This is a genomic window from Halochromatium glycolicum, from assembly GCF_016584085.1.
Taxonomy (GTDB): domain Bacteria; phylum Pseudomonadota; class Gammaproteobacteria; order Chromatiales; family Chromatiaceae; genus Lamprobacter; species Lamprobacter glycolicus.
This window is the reverse complement of record NZ_NRSJ01000067.1, coordinates 1-18,444: the sequence shown is the minus strand read 5'-3', so window position 1 is coordinate 18,444 and position 18,444 is coordinate 1. Positions and strand designations below refer to the sequence as shown.

General features: G+C 64.7%; 15 protein-coding genes. 7 read left to right on the top strand and 8 right to left on the bottom strand.

From position 1 onward, the window contains the following. Positions 1–288 precede the first annotated feature (288 nt). Positions 289–987, bottom strand: coding sequence for a metal-dependent hydrolase (locus tag CKO40_RS22205; RefSeq protein WP_200348639.1), 699 nt, complete (start codon positions 985–987; stop codon positions 289–291). Continuing rightward, on the bottom strand, positions 987–2,243 hold the full coding sequence (locus CKO40_RS22200; protein ID WP_276570849.1) for a multifunctional CCA addition/repair protein: 1,257 nt from the start codon (positions 2,241–2,243) through the stop codon (positions 987–989). The genes CKO40_RS22205 and CKO40_RS22200 overlap by 1 nt, the downstream gene beginning before the upstream one ends. A 111-nt stretch (positions 2,244–2,354) precedes the next feature. Here CKO40_RS22200 and CKO40_RS22195 point away from each other — a divergent pair, with 111 nt between their 5' ends. Together CKO40_RS22195 and CKO40_RS22190 are read left to right on the top strand one after the other, a co-directional pair. Continuing rightward, entirely contained in the window at positions 2,355–2,846 is a 492-nt protein-coding gene (locus CKO40_RS22195; RefSeq protein ID WP_200348638.1) for a DUF2939 domain-containing protein, read from the top strand. A 177-nt stretch (positions 2,847–3,023) separates the two neighbouring features. Further along, positions 3,024–3,431 (top strand): phospholipase A2 family protein, encoded by a 408-nt coding sequence (locus CKO40_RS22190; RefSeq protein ID WP_200348637.1) that lies wholly within the window; start codon positions 3,024–3,026, stop codon positions 3,429–3,431. A 301-nt stretch (positions 3,432–3,732) separates the two neighbouring features. Here the strand turns inward: CKO40_RS22190 and fixJ are convergent, their stop codons facing one another. Continuing rightward, positions 3,733–4,344, bottom strand: a complete 612-nt coding sequence (gene fixJ / locus CKO40_RS22185; protein ID WP_200348636.1) for a response regulator FixJ — start codon at positions 4,342–4,344, stop codon at positions 3,733–3,735. Then, entirely contained in the window at positions 4,341–7,004 is a 2,664-nt protein-coding gene (locus tag CKO40_RS22180; RefSeq protein ID WP_338074245.1) for a PAS domain-containing sensor histidine kinase, read from the bottom strand. Before CKO40_RS22180 ends, fixJ begins: the two co-directional genes overlap by 4 nt. 277 nt (positions 7,005–7,281) lie before the next feature. Here CKO40_RS22180 and CKO40_RS22175 point away from each other — a divergent pair, with 277 nt between their 5' ends. The 3 genes from CKO40_RS22175 to CKO40_RS22165 are packed head-to-tail and all read left to right on the top strand — an operon-like array spanning position 7,282 to position 11,465. Then, on the top strand, positions 7,282–7,785 hold the full coding sequence (locus CKO40_RS22175) for an RDD family protein (RefSeq protein WP_200348635.1): 504 nt from the start codon (positions 7,282–7,284) through the stop codon (positions 7,783–7,785). After that, positions 7,785–8,429: an MBL fold metallo-hydrolase gene (locus CKO40_RS22170; protein WP_200348634.1), complete on the top strand. Its 645-nt coding sequence runs from the start codon at positions 7,785–7,787 to the stop codon at positions 8,427–8,429. The genes CKO40_RS22175 and CKO40_RS22170 overlap by 1 nt, the downstream gene beginning before the upstream one ends. A 51-nt stretch (positions 8,430–8,480) precedes the next feature. Then, the gene (locus CKO40_RS22165) at positions 8,481–11,465 is read left to right on the top strand and encodes a DUF349 domain-containing protein (RefSeq protein WP_200348633.1); all 2,985 of its coding nucleotides are present in this window, start codon (positions 8,481–8,483) and stop codon (positions 11,463–11,465) included. Between the two features lie 244 nt (positions 11,466–11,709). On the opposite strand, the gene CKO40_RS22160 is transcribed toward CKO40_RS22165, so the two are convergent. From CKO40_RS22160 to CKO40_RS22150, 3 genes are all read right to left on the bottom strand, one after another. After that, positions 11,710–12,354 (bottom strand): thioredoxin family protein, encoded by a 645-nt coding sequence (locus tag CKO40_RS22160; protein WP_200348632.1) that lies wholly within the window; start codon positions 12,352–12,354, stop codon positions 11,710–11,712. Between the two features lie 76 nt (positions 12,355–12,430). Continuing rightward, the gene (locus CKO40_RS22155) at positions 12,431–14,719 is read right to left on the bottom strand and encodes a protein-disulfide reductase DsbD family protein (protein ID WP_200348631.1); all 2,289 of its coding nucleotides are present in this window, start codon (positions 14,717–14,719) and stop codon (positions 12,431–12,433) included. A gap of 27 nt (positions 14,720–14,746) precedes the next feature. After that, positions 14,747–15,169: a hypothetical protein gene (locus tag CKO40_RS22150; RefSeq protein WP_200348630.1), complete on the bottom strand. Its 423-nt coding sequence runs from the start codon at positions 15,167–15,169 to the stop codon at positions 14,747–14,749. A 468-nt stretch (positions 15,170–15,637) separates the two neighbouring features. Between CKO40_RS22150 and CKO40_RS22145 the strand changes: the two genes are divergently transcribed. After that, a complete protein-coding gene (locus tag CKO40_RS22145) occupies positions 15,638–16,426 on the top strand; it encodes a DUF2189 domain-containing protein (RefSeq protein WP_200348629.1) in 789 nt (262 codons plus the stop codon). A 142-nt stretch (positions 16,427–16,568) separates the two neighbouring features. Here the strand turns inward: CKO40_RS22145 and CKO40_RS22140 are convergent, their stop codons facing one another. Beyond that, entirely contained in the window at positions 16,569–16,895 is a 327-nt protein-coding gene (locus tag CKO40_RS22140; RefSeq protein WP_200348628.1) for a hypothetical protein, read from the bottom strand. 413 nt (positions 16,896–17,308) lie between these two features. Between CKO40_RS22140 and CKO40_RS22135 the strand changes: the two genes are divergently transcribed. Beyond that, a partial coding sequence (locus tag CKO40_RS22135) for an IS701 family transposase (RefSeq protein WP_200348627.1) occupies positions 17,309–18,444 on the top strand: 1,136 nt, incomplete at its 3' end.

Below are 18,444 nucleotides of genomic sequence, written 5' to 3'. Positions count from 1 at the left end.
CTCGGTTCCGGTGGATGGCCAGTCCTTTCCGGTTCGGGACTTTCACCCGGCGGGTCACAATAAGAGGTTTCCGATCACTCAAATCATTTCGCGATCATCCCCCTCTTCCAGGCTTTGCCTGGCGCAAGGAAAAGCTCGTACCGAATTGCGCAGGACTTTCGTTTGCCTTCGAGGAGCGTCGCCGGGAGCATAGCCGGGCTATGTGACCGGCGGCGCGACGAAGAAGGCGAGCGAAAAGACCAGCAAGGCGGTATGAGCTTTGACAGAAATCGCCTAAGGGCGCAGCGATCACCATCGCGGCCAGTACGCCAGAAGCGGATCGGCCGCGACGCCGAACCGCTCGATCGCAGCCAATACGGGTTCGGGATTCGGCGTCAGCCCAGCCAGGACCACGGTGAGGCCGATCAATGCAAGGGACCAGGGCCAAGCACGCAGACTGAGCGGCTTCAGCGCGGTGCCGAACGAGCGTTTGACGCGGCGATCGAGCAGGTCGACACTCGCGATCTCGTCCAGCAACAGATGAGTCAGGTAGCCAAGCAGCACGAAACCTCCCGCCAGCCACGCGGCAAGCGGCGCTAGCCCAAGCAGGGTATCGGCCGCGACCGTGACGGCCAACGCCACTGCTACCGCCATCAGTAGCGAATGCCAGATGCCGCGATGCACGGTCAGCTTCGCAAAGGCCCAGCGGACCGGGAACGCGATCAAGCCGGCGACGGCAAGCCAGACGATGACCTGCTCGATCAGTCCGATATGCTCCGCAAGCGCGAATGCGACCAGAAAGCCCCCGACCAGGCCGGCCAGATTGAAGACGCCACGGGCCGGCTTCGAGTCATCGGCGTCGATGTCAGGCAATAGACTCGCAGCGGTCCCGATCGCGAACAACGCCTGCGTCTCGGCGCTGCTGCTCAACCCCTCCCCGTAGCTCGCAAACGCCGCCGTGCCGGCAACCAGGGCGCCGCCGGTGAGATGTGCTCGAAAGTTGGCCATCAGCGCTTCCGGGCTGTGCGGATCGCGCTGATCCGGGCCGAGCGCAACCGCTCTGGGATCTGCGCTCGGTCCTCGCAGGCACGCGCGATCGCGCCGGCATCCACCGAGCACGCGGCGCTCGCCAGGTGGCGCAGCAGCTCGGCCTGCGGATAGGGGCGTTCCTCGTAGCCGGTGCGACCGCGGAAGTCGGCCTCGCAGGCCAGCAGCATCTCATCGAATCGTTCCGGTCGGCGGAACAGGTCGACGCCATCGAAGAGGTCCTGAATCGTCGCGGCCCTGAGCTCGTCCACCTTGTGCACCTTGCCATGGTACCGTGCCGTGAGCCGGGCGAGCTCGCAAAAGCGTTTCGGCACCCGTAGCCGCGCACAAAGCCCCTCGAGCAGCTCGACGCCGCGCTCTTCGTGGCCGTGATGGCTCGGCAGGATCGCGGTCGGCGTCGTCCCCTTGCCGAGATCGTGGCAGAGTGCGGCGAACCGCACCTCGGGGCTCGGCGAGAGCTGGGCGGCCTGATCGATCACCATCATGACGTGCACGCCCGTGTCGACCTCGGGGTGCCATTTCGGCGGCTGCGGCACCCCCCACAACCGATCCAGCTCGGGAAGCAGTCTTTGGAGCGCACCGCAATCGCGCAGCACCTCGAAGAACACCGAGGGTCGCGCACCGGGACGACCATCACCAAGCGCCTTGACCAGCTCCTGCCAGACGCGCTCCGGCACCAGCGCATCGACCTCGCCATTGGCGACCATCGCGCGCATCAGTCCCCGGGTCTCGTCAGCAACCTGGAAGCCCTGTCCATGCAGCCGTGCTGCGAAGCGGGCCGTACGCAGGATCCTGACCGGGTCCTCACCGAATGCCGCGGACACATGTCGTAACCGGCGCTGCTCGAGGTCGATCAGCCCACCATAAGGATCGACCACCTCGCCATCCGGTGTTTCGGCCAGCGCGTTGATGGTCAGGTCGCGGCGCGCGAGATCCTGCTCGAGCGTGACACCCGGCTCGGCGTGAAAGACGAAGCCGTGGTAGCCGGGCCCGGTCTTGCGCTCGGTCCGAGCAAGGGCGTATTCCTCCTTGGTCTCTGGGTGCAGGAAGACCGGGAAATCCTTGCCGACCGACAGAAACCCCCGCCGCCGCATGTCGTCGGCGTCGACACCGACGACGACATAGTCGCGCTCATCGACTGGCAGGCCGAGCAAGCGGTCACGGACAGCGCCGCCAACGAGATAGTGCTCCAGGCCGGTGGTCGCGGGATCAGTCATGGGGACAGGTGGCCACGAAGGGCGTGCCGATGCAAACCATGACTGATGATAACCGGCCTGGTCGACGTTGTAGAATGGCCGCACCGCTTGGCCGCTGGACACCCGTGATCGATGGCTCGCTTGGCCGGACTCCTCATCCTGTTGGCGCTCGTTGGCTACGGCCTCTGGCCCTATTACAGCCTGTTCCAGCTGAACCGCGCACTCAACGCCGATGACACTGAGGCGCTGGCGCCCTTGATCGACCTCACCGAGGTTCGCACCCATTACAAAGGGCGGATCAGCGAGCAGGTCGGCGCCTTTGCCCCGGAAGGCGACAGCGAGGCCGACAAGGTGCTGCGCTGGCTCACCGACAATCTCAAACAGCTCGGTGACGCGGCGCTTGACCAAGCGATTACGCTCGAGTGGGTGCGCGACATGCTGCTCAATGCCATCGCGCGCGCGACCGGGCCGCAGGAGAGGAACCTGATCGCCGCGGTCGACTTCGCCTTCTTCGAATCCTGGGACCGGTTCGTCGTGCGTCTCGGAAAGCTGGGCGAAGCACCGACCTTTGTGATCCTGACGTTCGCGGATGGCGAATGGCGAGTAACCGACATGACCCGGTGAGGACCGACTCGAGACCGCCACCAGCACCAACACAATGCACCACTGGCATGGCTCAAGCGAGCGCTGCTGTCTGCCCCGTTGGTCGGGCCTTGACCGCAGCGTCCGTTCGCGCGGCCGAGTGCAACCGTCTTGCCCCATGACCGCTCAGCGCAGACGATTCCGAGTGAGGTACCCCAAATGGCACGTCAACCCGTTCTCATCCGCTCATCGACCTGGCTGGCCGGCGGCCTGTTGCTGCTGGCGGCCGGCAATGCCGCGGCCTTCAAGTGCATGCCGCTCTATGGCAACTGGTGCGGCATCGATCACCCAAGCCGCGGCTGGCCACCGCCCGTCGACGCCTTCGATGCCGCTTGCATGCGCCATGATCTCTGCACCGCCCTGCCCGGCTCCGACACGCCCTGCGATGTCGCGTTCGTCGGGGAGCTACATCGCACCGCAGCTCAGGTTGGCTATCTCCCGCGGCCCCTGCAATGGGCCGAATACGTCATCCGGCTGAAGGCCGGCGGCCCCTGGACGGGCATGCCGATGCCGACCCCATGGGATGCGATGGGGGTGATGTCGAGCTTGGCCGCACCCTGCTGGTAGGTTGCGTCGCGGCGCGAAGGGGGCGCGAACGAATCCCCGCACGCCCATTTCCGATATCGGGCTGCCGGCTCGCGCTCGCTTCACAAGCCGAATGATCGGTTTTGACTTGCGCAAGCCCCTGAATCCGCTGCCCGCAGACGCCATCCTGTTACCGTGCATCACGTGGGATTTATCGTCCGGGGTGCCACCGCGCCATGCAGGCTCAGGCCTCCAAGAGCAGCCGCGATCATTGGCCTCGGCATCGGCAGGTGATTGAGGGAAAGGCAGCTCGTGCGCCCGTCACGGCATGGCTGGACCTTGCTCACTCGCCACCGGCGATCAGCGCCAACCGCACCAGCTCGGCGAGCGAGTCCGCGCGCATCTTGTCCATGACCCGGGCCCGATGGACCTCGACCGTCTTGGCACTGACGTTGAGCGCCGCGGCGATCTCCTTGTTCGATTTTCCGTCTGTCACCATCGCCATCACCTCGTGCTCGCGCGGGGTCAGCTCCGCAAGGCGCGCAGCGATATCGGCCTTGCGTGCGCGCAACCTGCGTTGCTGCTCGTCGAACTGCAGCGCCTTACGGATGCTGTTGAGCAGTTGCTCATCGTCGAACGGTTTCTCGATGAAGTCGACGGCGCCGGCCTTCATCGCCTTCACCGCCATCGCGACATCGCCATGGCCGGTAATGATGATGACCGGAATCCGGAGCTCGCGGCGGCCGAGATAATCCTGCAGTTCCAGACCGCTCATCCCGGGCATTCGCACGTCCAGCAGCAGGCAGCCCGCACGGCCTGGGTAGTAGGCATCGAGGAAGGCCGGTGCCGAGTCGAAGGTCTCGACCCGCATGCCAACGGATTCGATCAGCCACTTCAGCGACCCGCGCATGGCCTGATCGTCATCGACGACAAAGACCGTCTCGTCCCGGCTCATCCGTGCATCCCCTCGGCCATTCGCCGTTCGGTGCGCACTGGAGCCTCTGCGGTGACTGGCTGCGCTTCAGGGGCACCTTGCTGCCCAGCCACTGCTTCGGAGACCGCAACCGGCAGCTCGACGTGGAACAGGGTCCCGACACCGAGCTCGGATTCGGCGCGGATCGTGCCCTGATGGTCTTCAAGGATGGTCAAACTGATTGGAAGTCCCATGCCCATTCCGCTCTCTTTGGTCGTGAAGAATGGATCGAACAACTGATCCATTCGCTCGGCCGGGATGCCTGGTCCATTGTCGCGCACGCCCACCATCGCCCGTCCGTCGGTGCGCCGCGTACTGATCACCAGCGAGCGCCCGCCCACAGGGCATTCCTCGAGCGCGTCGAGCGCATTACGCACCAGGTTCAGCAACACCTGCTCGATCTGGACCAGATCCACATCGACCGGGATCGGCTCGGCCCAGAGGCGTTGCTCGATCTGCATCTCGAGCTTCGCGGTCTCGAACTCGACAAAGCCACAGACCTCGCGCACCAAGTAGTTCAGATCGACCACCGAGCGGATCGGCTGCTGCTTCCCGACCAACGCCCGCAGGCGCTTGATGATCTCACCGGCGCGGCGCGCCTGGCCCGAGATATGGGTCATCGCGTCGACCAGGGTCTCGTTGTCACCGCTACCGCTCTTGAGCCGCCGGCTGGCCCCGTTCGCATAGTTGACGATCGCCGACAGTGGCTGGTTCAGCTCATGCGCCATGCCGGTCGCGACCTCGCCCATGGTACTGAGCCGGCAGACATGGACCAGCTCGGCCTGATGCTGACGCGACTCCTGTTCCGCCCGCCGCACCGCGGTGATGTCCCGGGCGTAGATATTGACGTAACCGAGCTCCTGGATCGGGACGAACAGCAACGAATAGATCGTCGCACCGAGATCATCATCCTCCTCGTAGGTGCCCCCGTCCTGAAGCGCACGTCGGACCTGCCCGCACCAGCGCTCCGGCAGTGGGCCGCCCAGCCTGGTCTGCCAGGCCGCGATCAGCGGCTGACTGGCCGCGTTCGCATAGACGATGCGCGCCGCGCCGTTGACCCGCAGGATCGGGCTCGGGCTCTCGCTCGCGAACCGCGCCAACCCCTTGATCTCCCGCTCGGTCTCCTTGCGCTTGGTGATGTCGTGGATATAGAGCGTGTAGACGCGCTCGTTGTCGAGCTCGATCGGCACGATCGAGACCTCGATCGGGAACACCTGCCCATCTGCCCGGATCGCCTCCAGCTCCGTGCGAGCATGCGGCCGCTCGCCAAGGTTTCCACGCCGGTTCGACTCTTGCAGCAGGCCGACGAAGATGGCTCGATGAGTAGGCGAGACATGGGCGCGCACGAAATCCGTTCCAATGATCGTTTGCCGATCGAACCCCAGGGTCCGTTCGGCAGTCGGGTTGTAGTCGATCACCGACCCGGCCCGATTCAGCGTCACGATCGAGTCCAAGGATGCCTCCATGATCGCGGCCTTGAGCGCCTCGGTCTCGCGCATCTCATGCTCGTGCTTACGTCGCATCTCTTCGCGCGCCCGCAGCACGAGCGAGGTGAAATGCTGCATCCATTCCTCGAGCAGCACCAGCTGATTACCGCCGCGCTGAAACCCCGGCTGCTCGATCCCGAGCGCCCGTTGCGAGAAGCGGGTCATTCGCTTGAGGACCTTGTTGAGCCGCGCCGAGACCAGATAGATCACCAAGGTGAACACGGCGATGAACACCAGTGCCGCGATCAGGCGTTGATTGCGCTCGAAGTCGACCACCTTGCCCGACATCTTGGCGACGATCTGCTGCGGGATGAAGGTCGTGAACAGCATGTTCCAGTTCGAGCCTTCATAGGCCGGCAGCGACTGCGAGGTCACCAGATAGGTATCGGTCCACTCGCTCAACGCGGTGCCAGGCATCAACCGCTGCGGCTCGTTGCTGGCCAGGATACGCTGCTCGTCCGCATCGACCAGCGCCACCGCCGAACGATCGGCCGAAAAGCTCCCCTCGGACGCGGTCAGAAAGTCGGCGTCCACCGGGACCACGACCAGTAGGCTGCCCATGGTGTAGCCGCCGGCATCCTCGACCTGATCGCTGACAACGAGATAAGGCCGATCGCCAAACCGCGCGAGCACCGTCTGCATATCATCACCGGCACCGAGCCACTGGGCGACATTGCCCTGAAGCTCCGGCGGCAATGGCGCATCGCCGGCCTGGTAGACCTCTCGCACCTGCCCACGGGAATCGACCAGTAGGACGTGACTCGGCGCCAACAAGGCATTGCGGCCGAAGAAGTCCGGCAGCCAGAATGGGCGAAACTCGTCGTAGACGATCGGGTCAACCTCCTCGCCAGGGAACCAGAACAGCGGCTCCAGGTACTGGGCAAGACGGCGGTGGTTGGCCAGCAGCCGAGTCGTTGCCGCGTAATTGGTCATGTACTGATCGAAACGGATCAGACTCTCACGGGCGCGCAGGTCGAGACGCATCGAGAGCTCGCGGCCAAAGATGCGCTCGACGGCCCGGCTCTGCACCTGATCGAGCACGACCCAGACCGCAAGCCCGGCGACCAGGCCGATCAGGATCGCGATCACCGGCATCGGCAGACGGCGCAGGAGGTGAAAGAGGGTCGGTTTGACGCTGAGCCGAGGGAGTTTCAATAGGCGATCCCTTGTTTTGACCTACTTACAGGGCCGTGTTTTATCAGGAGCGAACAGTCTATCCGATCAGTGATCCGACGCGACCGTGCCGTGGCGCTGGCCAGCGCGGTGACAGACTGGGTAAGGTGACATGAAGGCAGCCCGCTGCCCCAACCTGGCACCGGGAAAACCTAACAGCATGATGTCCTGCCGCCACTGCAATCAGCGGCTTGTGCAGGCGAGGCGATCATGACTGATAGACTTCTCAGGTTATCCGTGACAGAACGCGACCCCCCACATGGCCGATATTGCTCATGCCCGCGCACCCAGCCTGCTCCGTCGGCTGGCCGCCATCCTCTACGATCTCCTGCTGGTCGCGGCTGTCCTGTTCGTCGCGGCGTCCCTCTATACGGTCGCGGTTCAGGGCCTGACTGGCGCAGACCTAACCCAGGGATTGGCTCGTCTGGCCTTTCAACTCTTCCTGCTGGCCGTGATCCTTGGGTACTACCTCTATTTCTGGACCAACGGCCGCCAAAGCCTGGCAATGCGCACCTGGCGGCTGCTGCTGCTGCGCGAGGACGGCACGGCACTCGAGCTGGGCGATGCGCTGCGCCGGATCGGCTTCGCGATCTTGACACTCGCGCCCCTTGGCCTTGGGCTCTGGTGGATGCTGTTCGATCCTGACCGGCAGACCTGGTACGACCGACTCGCCGGGACCCGCACCGTTCTGCTTCAGCGCCGTGGAAAGGCCACTGACGTCCCGGCCGATCCCCGTCAAGACGCCCCCGAGGACCCCCACTGATGCGCTTCGAGATCATCCCAGTCACTGCATTCGAGCAGAACTGCACCCTGCTCACCTGCCCCGAGAGCAGCGCGCTGGCGATCGTCGACCCCGGCGGTGAGCCCGAGCGGCTCCTCGAGGCCATCCGCGCGCTCGACGCAGCACCGCAGATGGTCCTATTGACACACGGCCATCTCGACCACGTCGGCGCCGCGCCCGAGATCGCCCGGCAGCTCGGAGTGCCCATCATCGGTCCCCATCGGGCCGACGCCTTCTGGCTCGATGCCCTGCCGCAACAGGCCCAGCTGTTCGGCTTTCCCGAGCAGCCAGCGTTCAGCCCCGACCGCTGGCTCGATGACGGCGAGCTGATCAGGCTGGGGCGGCGCACCCTCGAGGTCCTGCACTGTCCAGGCCACACCCCGGGACACCTGGTCTTCTTCGACCGCGATGCGCGCCTGGCTCAGGTCGGCGATGTGCTGTTCCGCGGCGCAATTGGGCGCACCGACTTTCCGCGCGGCGATCACTCCGCGTTGCTGAGGTCGATCCGCGACCGACTCTTCCCGCTCGGTGATGATGTCCGCTTCATACCCGGCCATGGTCCGACCGGTACCTTCGGCCAGGAGCGCCGGACCAATCCGTTCGTCGGCGATCCGCGTTCGAACTGATACGCGGTATACAATGGGTGGTCATTGTGCTGTCACGTTTTTACGCTGCCCATGTTGCTCAAACGTCTGTTCGGCCGCCGCCTTGACAACCCGACTCCTGTCGACCCGCAGGACCAGATCGCGAGCGCACTCGAGAGCCCCGAGGTCAGCGTTCGTCGCGATGCCTGTCGCAAGCTGAACGACCTGCAACAACTCCGCAGCTTGGCCGATGGCGACGGCGATGCCGGTGTGCGCGAGCTGGCCGAGGCCCGCTATCGCCGGCTGCTATGTGGTCTGGATGCGGCCGCGCCCGCGCTGGAGGCGCGCTTGTCGGCGCTCGAGCGCTCCGGCGACCAGGCCCTGTTCGCCCACGCCGCGCTGCAGGCCAGCGACGCCCCGCTGCGGCTCGCCGCCATCGCCCGACTCGATGACCCCGAGGTGCTCGCAAGCTGCGCGACGGCGGACGAGGTCGCCGCCAACCGGCTTGCCGCGGCCGAGCGCGTCCATCACCGTGCGGCGCTGGAGCGCATCGTCAAGACGATCGGCAAGCGCGACAAGCGCGTCTACCGCCTCGCGCGCGATCGCGTCAAACAGCTCGCCGAGCAGGAGGAGCGCCCGAGACGCGCCCGCGAGCTCGGCGAGGCCTTGTGCGAACGGCTCGGGCGGCTCGGACGGTTCGATAACTGGCTGCAGGATCGCGCCGTGCTCGAGCACCTCGAGCAGCAATGGCGCGAGATCGAGCCGGATATCGACGACCGTCTCCGCGACCGTTTCGCGTCCTTGCGTCAACGGTTCATCGACGGCTACGAGGCCTATCGGCACGCACACGCGGCCCAGCTCGCCGAGCAGGAAGCCAGGGCGCGGGCGGCTGAGCAGCGCAAGGTCCTGATCACGCAGATGCAGCAGCTCGGCGAGCGCGCGCCGGACCTCGATCTCGAGGCATTCGATCAGGAGGCGAGCCGGCTGAGCAGCGCCTGGCAGCAGATCGGGCCGGCCGATGCCCGCGCCGATGCCGAGTTTGAGCTCGAGCAGGCCTACCAGGCCGCCGAGCAGCAGCTCATCGCCGAGCGCAGACGGCTTGAGGCACGGCGCGAACAGGAGCAAGCGGTCGCAAGGCTGTTGACCGACCTCCGCGAGCTGGCCGATCACGGTGGGGCACCGGATCGACGCCGTCTGGAGGCACTGCGCAAGCGCCGCGAGACGCTGCCCGAATCGGCACAGCAGGCACGCCCCGAGCCCGCAAGCAGCGCCGACGGCTCGGCGTCGCACCCCGCCCCCGACGCCCGATTGAAGGAAATCGATCAGCTGCTCGCCAGCCTGACACGGCGCCTGGAGCGGCAGCAGAGGCAGCTCGAGCGCAAGCTGAACGCCCTACCGGAGCGCCTCGACGAGCTCGAAGCGCATCTTCAGGCTGGCGAGCTGAAAAAGGCCGATCCACTGTACCAAAGCATCAGCGCCACGCTCGAGCAGGCCCACAGCGCCCACGCCGGCCGCGAGATGAGCGCCGAGGCAAACAACCGCCTCAAGGCCATCGCCCCCCAGCTGCGCGAGCTCCGTCACTGGCGCCGCTGGAGCACCGACGAGCACCGCGCGATGCTCTGTGCCGAGATCGAGGCCCTCGCCGCCGACGAGCAGCACGCCGACGAGCCGAGCATCAACCGCCTGCAAGAGCTCAAGGACCAATGGCAGAAGCTCGACCGCCAGGGGGCACCGGCGGACGAGGCGCTTTGGCAGCGCTTCCGCGCTGCGGCCGACCAGATCCGGGCGCGCTGCAAGCCTTTCCTCGATGCACAGGCGGCGTTACGCAGCGAGAATCGCAAGCAGCGCGAGGCACTCGCCGCAAAGCTCGAAGACTTCCTCGACAAGGTGGACTGGGAACGCGTGGATTGGAAGAAGCTGCACCGGGCCGCGCGCGAGATGCGCCAAGCCTGGAGCAGCCTGCTCGCTGCGCCCGGCGCCGATCGCCATGGGACACGCGATCGCGCCATCGAAGGCCGTTTCCGACGCGCATTGCGGCGCCTCGAGCGCTCGCTCGCCGAGGAGCGCGAGCGCAATCAGGCCGAGAAGCATGACCTGATCGACCAGATGCGCGCACTGGCGGACGAGCCCGATCTGCGGCGTGCGGTGGATACAGCCAAGCAGCTGCAGCAACGATGGCATACCACGGTGCCGGCGCGGCATCGCGACGAGAACGCGCTCTGGCAGCAGTTCCGGAGCGCGAGCGACGCCGTCTTCGCCCGACGCAGCGCCGAGTACGAGGCGCGGGGCGCCACGCTGCGTGCCAATCAGGAGAGCCGTGAGGCGATCTGCCGCGACCTGCTGGCACTCGCGGAATCGGGCGACGAGGCGTCCTCGGCCGGGCTGGAGCGGCGGATCAGTGCGCTCAAGACGCGCTGGCAGGACACTGAAGCACTGCCAGTACCGCGTCAGGCACAGGCGTCGTTGAATCAGCGCTGGCGCGAAGCACTCGCGGCTGCGCGTGCGCGGCTGGCGATGCAGCGCGAGGGCGAGCGCTGGGCCGGGCTCGAGCGTCTCGCGCGCTGCGCCGACTACTGCGACGCCTCAGCGCATGAGCTCATTGCAGACACCGAATCCGCGAACGCCGACACCTGCGACGCCCTGCAGCGCGGCTGGGACGCACTGCCCGCGATCGAAGACCCTGAGTTGGCCGCAGCGATCGGCGAGCGGTTCGCCACCATCCTCGCCGCCTGCGCCGAGCCGGAGCAGCGCCGATCACTGGCCGCACGGCTCAAGGAAGGCCTGAAGCAGCGCGAAACGCTGTGCCTGGACCTCGAAATCATGGCCCAGGTGGAGTCTCCGGCGCCGTTACAGGAAGCCCGGATGCAGCGCCAGGTCGAGCGCCTGCGCGACCGCATGACCGATGGCGACGCCGACACCGGCGATGACGTGACGCCATTGCTGAAGGACTGGTACCTCGCCTGTCCAGCGGCCCGCTCGAGCGCACTCGACGCGCGCTTCGAACGGGTCAAGGCGGCCCTCCGGAGGGAAACCCGGCGTTCGCAGAGCGGCGCCGAGGCCGGGCCGGCCTTGGTCTGATAGCCCGCCGCTGCAGGGCCGCGCTCAGTCTCCCAGCGGCCGGCCAGCCGGCCGCGACGAACAAAGCGACCCGATCGAAATACCCTGCCCGCCGAAGCAAGCTGCGGATTTTCAAAGCCGGATGGGCATCCTGTTGGTCTTCCAACCGGACCTGGCTGACGAGCACGGGCGGCCCAAACGCCGACGTCGATTTTGCGTAAAGGGCTCAGCCTAGAAACCGCAGCCGGACGGCCGCCAGGGTGCTTCAGTACTTGACCGAACAGCCGTAGGGCCGGGTGACGGGCCGGCTCACCGATCCGCCAGCGGCAAGCTCGGCCATCGCCGCGCGAACGTAGTTCTCTGCCCCGGCCACGTCGGCCGGATCGCTCGTCGGCCGATCATCGATTCCGCCCATGTAGACCAGGGTCCCGTCCTCATCGATGACGAACAGATGCGGTGTCGTGCGGGCTCCATAGGCCCGGCCGATCGTACCCTCGGCGTCCAACAGCACCGCAGTCGGCGCGGCATTCCTCGTCTCGGTCAGCTCATTGGCCTTCTCAGCGCCCACATGCCCCTGCTTCCCCGGAGCCGAGGAGATCACCGACAGCCAGAGATAGCCAGCGGCGATCGCCTCCCGCTGCAATGCCTGCATATTGCCCGTCTGGTAGTGCTTCTGAACATAGGGACAGTCGTGATTGGTCCACTCGAGGATGACCCGCTGGCCTTCGAGCTCATCCAGCGTCCAGGTCTGACCCTCGGAATCGACGCCAGAAAAATCGGGCGCCGGCGCACCGACCTCTGGCTTCGCCAGGGTCGGCGCACTCGTCGCGATCAGGATCAGGGCCACGAGCCACGTGCCCGCGTTCCTGACCGATAACAGCTTGCTTGCAAGGATTGTCAGTCTTGTCATGGCGTTCTCCGGCTGGATTGCGTCTGGGGTGGGTTGGAGTCCGGTCGCTCAGGGGCTGTACTTGGACAGCTTGAGATCATTGTTGCAGGGCATCGAGCACGACCGATTCGCTGAGCACCTGGGGCAAGACCCTTGGCTCACCACGCGCGGGGTAATAGACGTACAGTGGAACACCGTTACGGCCATACCCGGCCAGATACTCGGTGATCGCCGCGTCGCGGTTGGTCCAGTCGCCCTTGAGATAGAGCATATCCCGTTCGGTAAAGGCCGAGACCACAGCAGGACGAGTCAGCGCGACGCGCTCGTTGACGAGGCAGGTAATGCACCAGGCCGCAGTCATGTTGACGAATACCGGCCGCTCGGCTGCGCGCGCTGCTCCGAGCCGCTTCGCAGAGAAGGGCTCGGCCGCAAGACCCGCCTGCTGAGGGTTCTCGACAGTGTCGGTCCGATTGGACGCACCGCCCTCAATAGCCGCCAACCCGACCGCCAGCCAGAGCGCGACCGCCAGCGAGGCAGCGAATCCCCCTCGTCCGAGCCAGCGCCAACGCACTGCCCAGGCACGCGTGAGCTCCAGCAGCCTGAGCCCCAGCGCGAGCAGCACGGCCCCGGCCAGCGCAGCACCGACGCCGGCTGAGCCTGCTTGTTGGCTCAGCACCCACAGCAGCCAGGCTGCGGTCGCGAACATCGGAAAGGCGAGGAATTGCTTCAGATGCTCCATCCAGGGTCCCGGCCTCGGCAGCTGTCGGGCAAGCGCGGGACTGAGCATCAGCGCGGCCAACGGCAGTGCCATCCCAAGCCCGAGCGTCAGGACCACGGTCAATGCGACAGGCCAGGGCTGTACGACCGCATAACCAACGGCCGCGCCCATAAAGGGGGCGGTACAGGGCGCCGCGACCAAGGCTGCCAGCGCACCCGTCGCGAACGCGCCGAGGTGGCCATGCTGCGGACTGGAGCCGCCAACTCGAGTCAGTCCGATCCCAAGCGTCACCGCACCGCTTAGACCGAGACCGAGCGTCAGGAAGAGATAGCCCATCAGCACGACGAAGACCGGCGACTGCAGCTGGAAGCCCCAGCCCAGCGCCGCACCACCAGCACGCAGGGCGAGCAGCACAAGCGCGATGCAGCCGAACAGCGTGAGCACACCGGCGGTATAAGCGGCCCCGTGCAGCGCGCGCTGCCGGAGCGCCATCTCGCCCTGTTGAGCCAACGCGAGCGCCTTGATCGCGAGGACCGGAAATACGCAAGGCATCAGATTGAGCACCAGGCCGCCGACCAGGGCGAACACCAGCGCGACGGGCAGCCCCAGCGGCTCAGCAGCCCCGCGCGCCGGACCCGAGCGCTGACCCTGCATTGCGAGGGTCTGCTCGGGCATCGGCTCAGAAACCCCGGATGGCGCCCCGGACAAGACGTTCGCCGTGGCATCGATCTGAAGCGCGCGCGTGCCGTTTCTCGCGTCGACCACCAGCAGGCCGGTCGGAGGGGTCGCATCGGCCGCTGCGCCCGAGGCCAAGTCCATCTCCAATTGGCCGTCCTGCAGCTGCCAGGACTGAGGCGCCGCATGCTCGATCAAGCCCCAGTGCCCGGCAAAGAAGCGCACCGAGGTCGGCTCGGGTGGCAGCGCAGCAGCGGGCACCCGTAAGCGCAGCCTTTGATCCTGACGCTCGAGACGGGCAGCGATACGCCCGGCGGCCGGCATTGCGGCGCGCGCATCGGCGAACAGCCGCGCGCGTCTCAAGCGCTTTTCATCGTCTGTGCCCTGCGGACCTGCGCTGGCATCCCCTGCCGCAGACACCATGAGCCGCAGGTGGAAACGGCCTTCCTCGGGGATGCAGTGCTCCTCGCAGACGAGCCAGGTCGCATCGGCCAGCAGTTCGATCGGCTCACCGAGCGGCCAATCCTCGGCAACCGACAGGCGCACCAGATGCACCGCACGACCCGAGTAACCGTAATTGGCAAGCGGACCGACCCGAATCAGCTCCGGATAGGGCCAACGAATCGGACCGGCCCGAACCCCGGCGGGAAGCTGCCAGTCGATCTTGGGGGGTTCACCGGAATCACCCGGATTCCGCCAGTAGGTATGCCAGCCGGGCCGGATATCGAATACCAGCGCCAATTCGACGTTTCCACCCGGTACGACCGCCGCAGACTCGGCGATCAGCCGAGCGACCAGATGCTCGGTTTCGACGCGACTGACCGTGACCGGAGCGGACACGCTTGGCGTGGCGGCGGTCGGCGAGCCGGCCGACGACCGTTCGGCGCCCACGGACTGCGCCGGTGCGAAGAGACTCGTCGCGAGGACCGCTGCACAGGCAATCACGAGAACCTGTCGCAAGTGCCGGTTCCAGACGTCAACGGTGCGGCGCATGCTGTCGGCCTACCCGAGCGAAATCGGTCAGCGCCGGCGCCGCGTTCGGCGCTCGAGACGGTACCCGGTCATGTCGTCGGCGAGCTGATCGAACGGGACGCCTTCGAGACCATCATGCTCGGTGAGCGCGCGCTCGACTAACGCCCGCACATCATCGATGACGACGCCATCCGCCCCGGTTTCAGCTCCAAGGAGCCGCTGAAGACCAGCCAACCCGCCGCCCTGGATCTTGACCAACACGCTATGCGGCATGCTGGTCAGGTCATCGTCGACCTCGAACGCCTTCAACCCGACGGCCTTGAGCCGACCATGAACCTCGCTGCAGAGCGCATGCGCTGAAGCGACCGCGCAGTCATATTCGGAGCCGCCGCGACGAACGACCTCGCGCGCGTTGCTGCAGGCCGCCCGACCGCTGGTGATTGGCGATGCAAAGGGACACTTCAATTCCATGACGACCTCGACTCAGGGTAGCTCTCACAAGACGGCGGGATGTATTCGGCAGAGAGATATGCCCGCGTCCCGTCCCGATCAATCGGCATAAACGCCCGCGCTACCGGCGGCGGTCACCAGACAGGCCGAGAAAAATCCTTGCGTTTTGTCAGTTCGTGGCTCAAATTAAGACGGCCAGTCGTCGCAACAGACCTGCAGGGCCAGATCATCACGTCTCGGCGCAACTGCGGGCCCAATGACTGGCGCGCCGAACAGCGCATCCAAATCGGCATTACAGTCTTCGGCAACACAATAACGCAGGCCGCCATCAAGAGCCTGCCATCGGGCTTGATCCCCACGAAGACGACCCGGCACCTGCGTAGCAGGCCCTTGACCCGACATCTCGGTCTCTGGGTCAGGGGGCGTGCGGAGCCGGACCTGAGCCCAGGCTTGCAACCACCGACCTTATTACATTCGGAGGATCTTGGAATGGAGCATTCGACTGTCGCCGGCGATATCCGCCAAGACGCGCTCGTTGTCAATCAGATCAGTCTTGCCCAACCTTGGGAATGGATCGAGAAGGGCTGGCATGACATGCTCGCAGCCCGCCGCTTCAGCCTCACCTATGGGGCAGTGATCGTGCTGATCAGCGGACTCATCACCCTCGGTCTGATGGGAGAAGGGCTGTTCTTCATCGTTCCCTTTCTGGCCGCTGGCTTCTATCTGCTGGCGCCGATCATCGGTTTGGGCCTTTATCAGATGAGCGCTCATCTCGAGAGGCAGGAACCGATCAAGTTCTGTAGCGCGCTCGAGGCCTGGCGGCGCAATCAAGCCCAGCTTGGCGTCATCACCGCTGGTCTATTGATCATCATGCAGCTTTGGATGATGTCGAATTTCGTGCTGTTTGCCCTCTTGTATACGGGGATTCACCCGCCGCTGGAGAACTTCTTCAGCACCGTCTTCCTGTCCGGCAATAACAATGCCTTCGCCTTTGCCAGCATCTCGGTTGGGTTCCTGCTGGCCTGGCTCGCCTATGCGATCAGCGCAATCTCGGTGCCGATGCTGATGGACCGCAAGGTCGATGGGTTTACCGCGATCCGTACCAGCGTCAAGGCCGTGACCCAGAACTGGGCGCCGATGATGCTCTGGGCGCTGCTGATCGTGCTCTTCATCGGCGTCGGCCTGGCCACCTTCTATGTCGGGCTCGCCATCGCGATGCCGCTGGTGGGTCATGCGACCTGGCACGCCTACCGAGACCTGGTGCCGGCGGAGCGATAGCGCTCAAGCGCGAGGTCACCCGGAACCGAGACATCGCTGTTCCGGTTCCGGGGTCCCCTCACTCAGAAGCACTGATAAAACGCGTTCGGTAGCCTAAAGATGGACAAAGTCTGAAAGCTAGACAGGCATTTCGATAGCATGTCTAACAGCCGTCGTCCTCGATGACCACCTCTCCGGTCTCCTTGTCCTTGATCACATCTCCTGATTCATCCGTTTTTGGAACGCGGATGAACATCATCGATTCGACCCGCTCAAACTCGTCATCCATGGCCTGCTCGATATCCTGATGAGTCAAAGACTCATAGATATAGATGCGTCCCTTGCGCTCTTGCGCTAGCTCTGCGTCAGTCGGCTGAAGCAGCCGACGCATCTGAATTTCCCGGATATCATCAGCGGCCCACAGGGACTGGGCCGACCAGATGAGGCCGGCGATGAATACCGGATAGAGAGGATTAACGGATCTTGCCATCTCTTTGCTCCAGGTGTAGCCAGAAAATCAGCGGAGGAACACCAATAGGTTGGCAGAGCTTTGAGGCTGAGTCGATCGTCCTGATGTGCTAGCCCACTGATCCTATCGATCCTCGATCATCACTGATCGAGCTTCGTCGTTGCGTTTGCAAGCTAGACCCTTTGCGGATCACTGGTTATCATCAGTCAGTCATATCCGCCACTGATTCTGCGTATCCGTTATGCAATGGCCGAAAAGTCTGATCAGACTCTATTGCGCGCTTGCCCTTGTCAGCAACGCGTCATCGGTCTTCGCCTCGAAGGCTTCACCGGCCTTAAGCTGGAATTGTAATACTACTTTGTTACCTTGCGCTATGCGATTGATATTGTTATCATTTTACGAAGTGTACGTGCGAAATAGAATCTGGATGCTTGATGGTCAAACCGAAAAGCCTTGCGCGGCAAGACCCCTTGCGCTCACTGAAAAACAATCTCGCCTTTCACATTGAAGAATACCACCACCACTTTCAGGTAGCGACGGCAGATCACCATGATCTCGGCGAGGCGTATATCCGGGGTCTGTTTAAGACTGAAGCGAAGTGGCGCAACATGGAACGGATGAACGAAGAGTTGGATTTATCGGGTGATGGCCAACAGCGCCTGCAGCAGTTCATTTCCGACTCCCCTTGGTCGGCCAGTGCGTTGATCAGTGATCTTGCGGTGAAGACCTCCGAATTCTACGCCAGCCAGCCGACCTATCAGCGCCGGGACGTCGGCTATATCCTCGATGAATCGGCGCATCTCAAGAAAGGCAAACAGTCTGTCGGCGTCGCCCGCCAATATGCCGGCGTCATCGGCAAGGTGGAGAACTGCCAGGTCGGGGTGTATGCCAGTTTGGTGTGGAACACCCACAGCACCCTGATCAACGCCCGGCTATTTCTGCCCGAGACCTGGACCGATGACCCCGCGCGCTGCGAGAAGGTGGGCATTCCCACCGATCAGCGTACCTTCAAGACCAAGCTTGAACTCGCCCGCGAGATGGTCCAAGCCGATCTCGAGGCGGGCGTTGAGTTTGACTGGGTCGGGGGAGATGGACTCTACGGTCATGGACTGGAACTCGGCCAGGCGCTGGACGAGATGGGGTTAAGCTTCCTGCTCGACGTCCACTGCGATCAGCAGATCTATCCCTTCAAGCCCCAGTTGCAGGTGCCGGAGCGCACCTCAACACGCGGGGCGGCGCCGACGAAACGGCGCGCCGACGTCGAGGCGCTGCGCGTCGATGCCTACGCCCAGCAACTGCTGCCCTGCCAGTGGCAGAGCGTTACCGTGCGCGATGGCACCAAAGGCCCGCTCAAGCTGGAGATGCATGTGCGGCGCGTCTGGCTCTGGGACGGCGAGGCCGAGACCCCAACCCAACGCACCCTGGTGATCAGTCGCCGGCTCACGGACAACGCCCTCAAATACTCGTTGAGCAACGACGATGCCATCACCACACCCATTGAGCGGTTTGCCTATCGCCAGGCGCAGCGCTATTGGGTCGAGCGCGCGTTTCAGGAAGCCAAAAGCGAGCT

Coding starts and splice junctions, on each gene's coding strand:
- CKO40_RS22150 (WP_200348630.1), bottom strand. CDS start 15,169: ATGGAATTGAAGTGTCCCTTTGCATCGCCAATCACCAGCGGTCGGGCG.
- CKO40_RS22145 (WP_200348629.1), top strand. CDS start 15,638: ATGGAGCATTCGACTGTCGCCGGCGATATCCGCCAAGACGCGCTCGTT.
- CKO40_RS22175 (WP_200348635.1), top strand. CDS start 7,282: ATGGCCGATATTGCTCATGCCCGCGCACCCAGCCTGCTCCGTCGGCTG.
- fixJ (WP_200348636.1), bottom strand. CDS start 4,344: ATGAGCCGGGACGAGACGGTCTTTGTCGTCGATGACGATCAGGCCATG.
- CKO40_RS22160 (WP_200348632.1), bottom strand. CDS start 12,354: ATGACAAGACTGACAATCCTTGCAAGCAAGCTGTTATCGGTCAGGAAC.
- CKO40_RS22165 (WP_200348633.1), top strand. CDS start 8,481: ATGTTGCTCAAACGTCTGTTCGGCCGCCGCCTTGACAACCCGACTCCT.
- CKO40_RS22140 (WP_200348628.1), bottom strand. CDS start 16,895: ATGGCAAGATCCGTTAATCCTCTCTATCCGGTATTCATCGCCGGCCTC.
- CKO40_RS22190 (WP_200348637.1), top strand. CDS start 3,024: ATGGCACGTCAACCCGTTCTCATCCGCTCATCGACCTGGCTGGCCGGC.
- CKO40_RS22205 (WP_200348639.1), bottom strand. CDS start 987: ATGGCCAACTTTCGAGCACATCTCACCGGCGGCGCCCTGGTTGCCGGC.
- CKO40_RS22155 (WP_200348631.1), bottom strand. CDS start 14,719: ATGCGCCGCACCGTTGACGTCTGGAACCGGCACTTGCGACAGGTTCTC.
- CKO40_RS22170 (WP_200348634.1), top strand. CDS start 7,785: ATGCGCTTCGAGATCATCCCAGTCACTGCATTCGAGCAGAACTGCACC.
- CKO40_RS22200 (WP_276570849.1), bottom strand. CDS start 2,243: ATGACTGATCCCGCGACCACCGGCCTGGAGCACTATCTCGTTGGCGGC.
- CKO40_RS22195 (WP_200348638.1), top strand. CDS start 2,355: ATGGCTCGCTTGGCCGGACTCCTCATCCTGTTGGCGCTCGTTGGCTAC.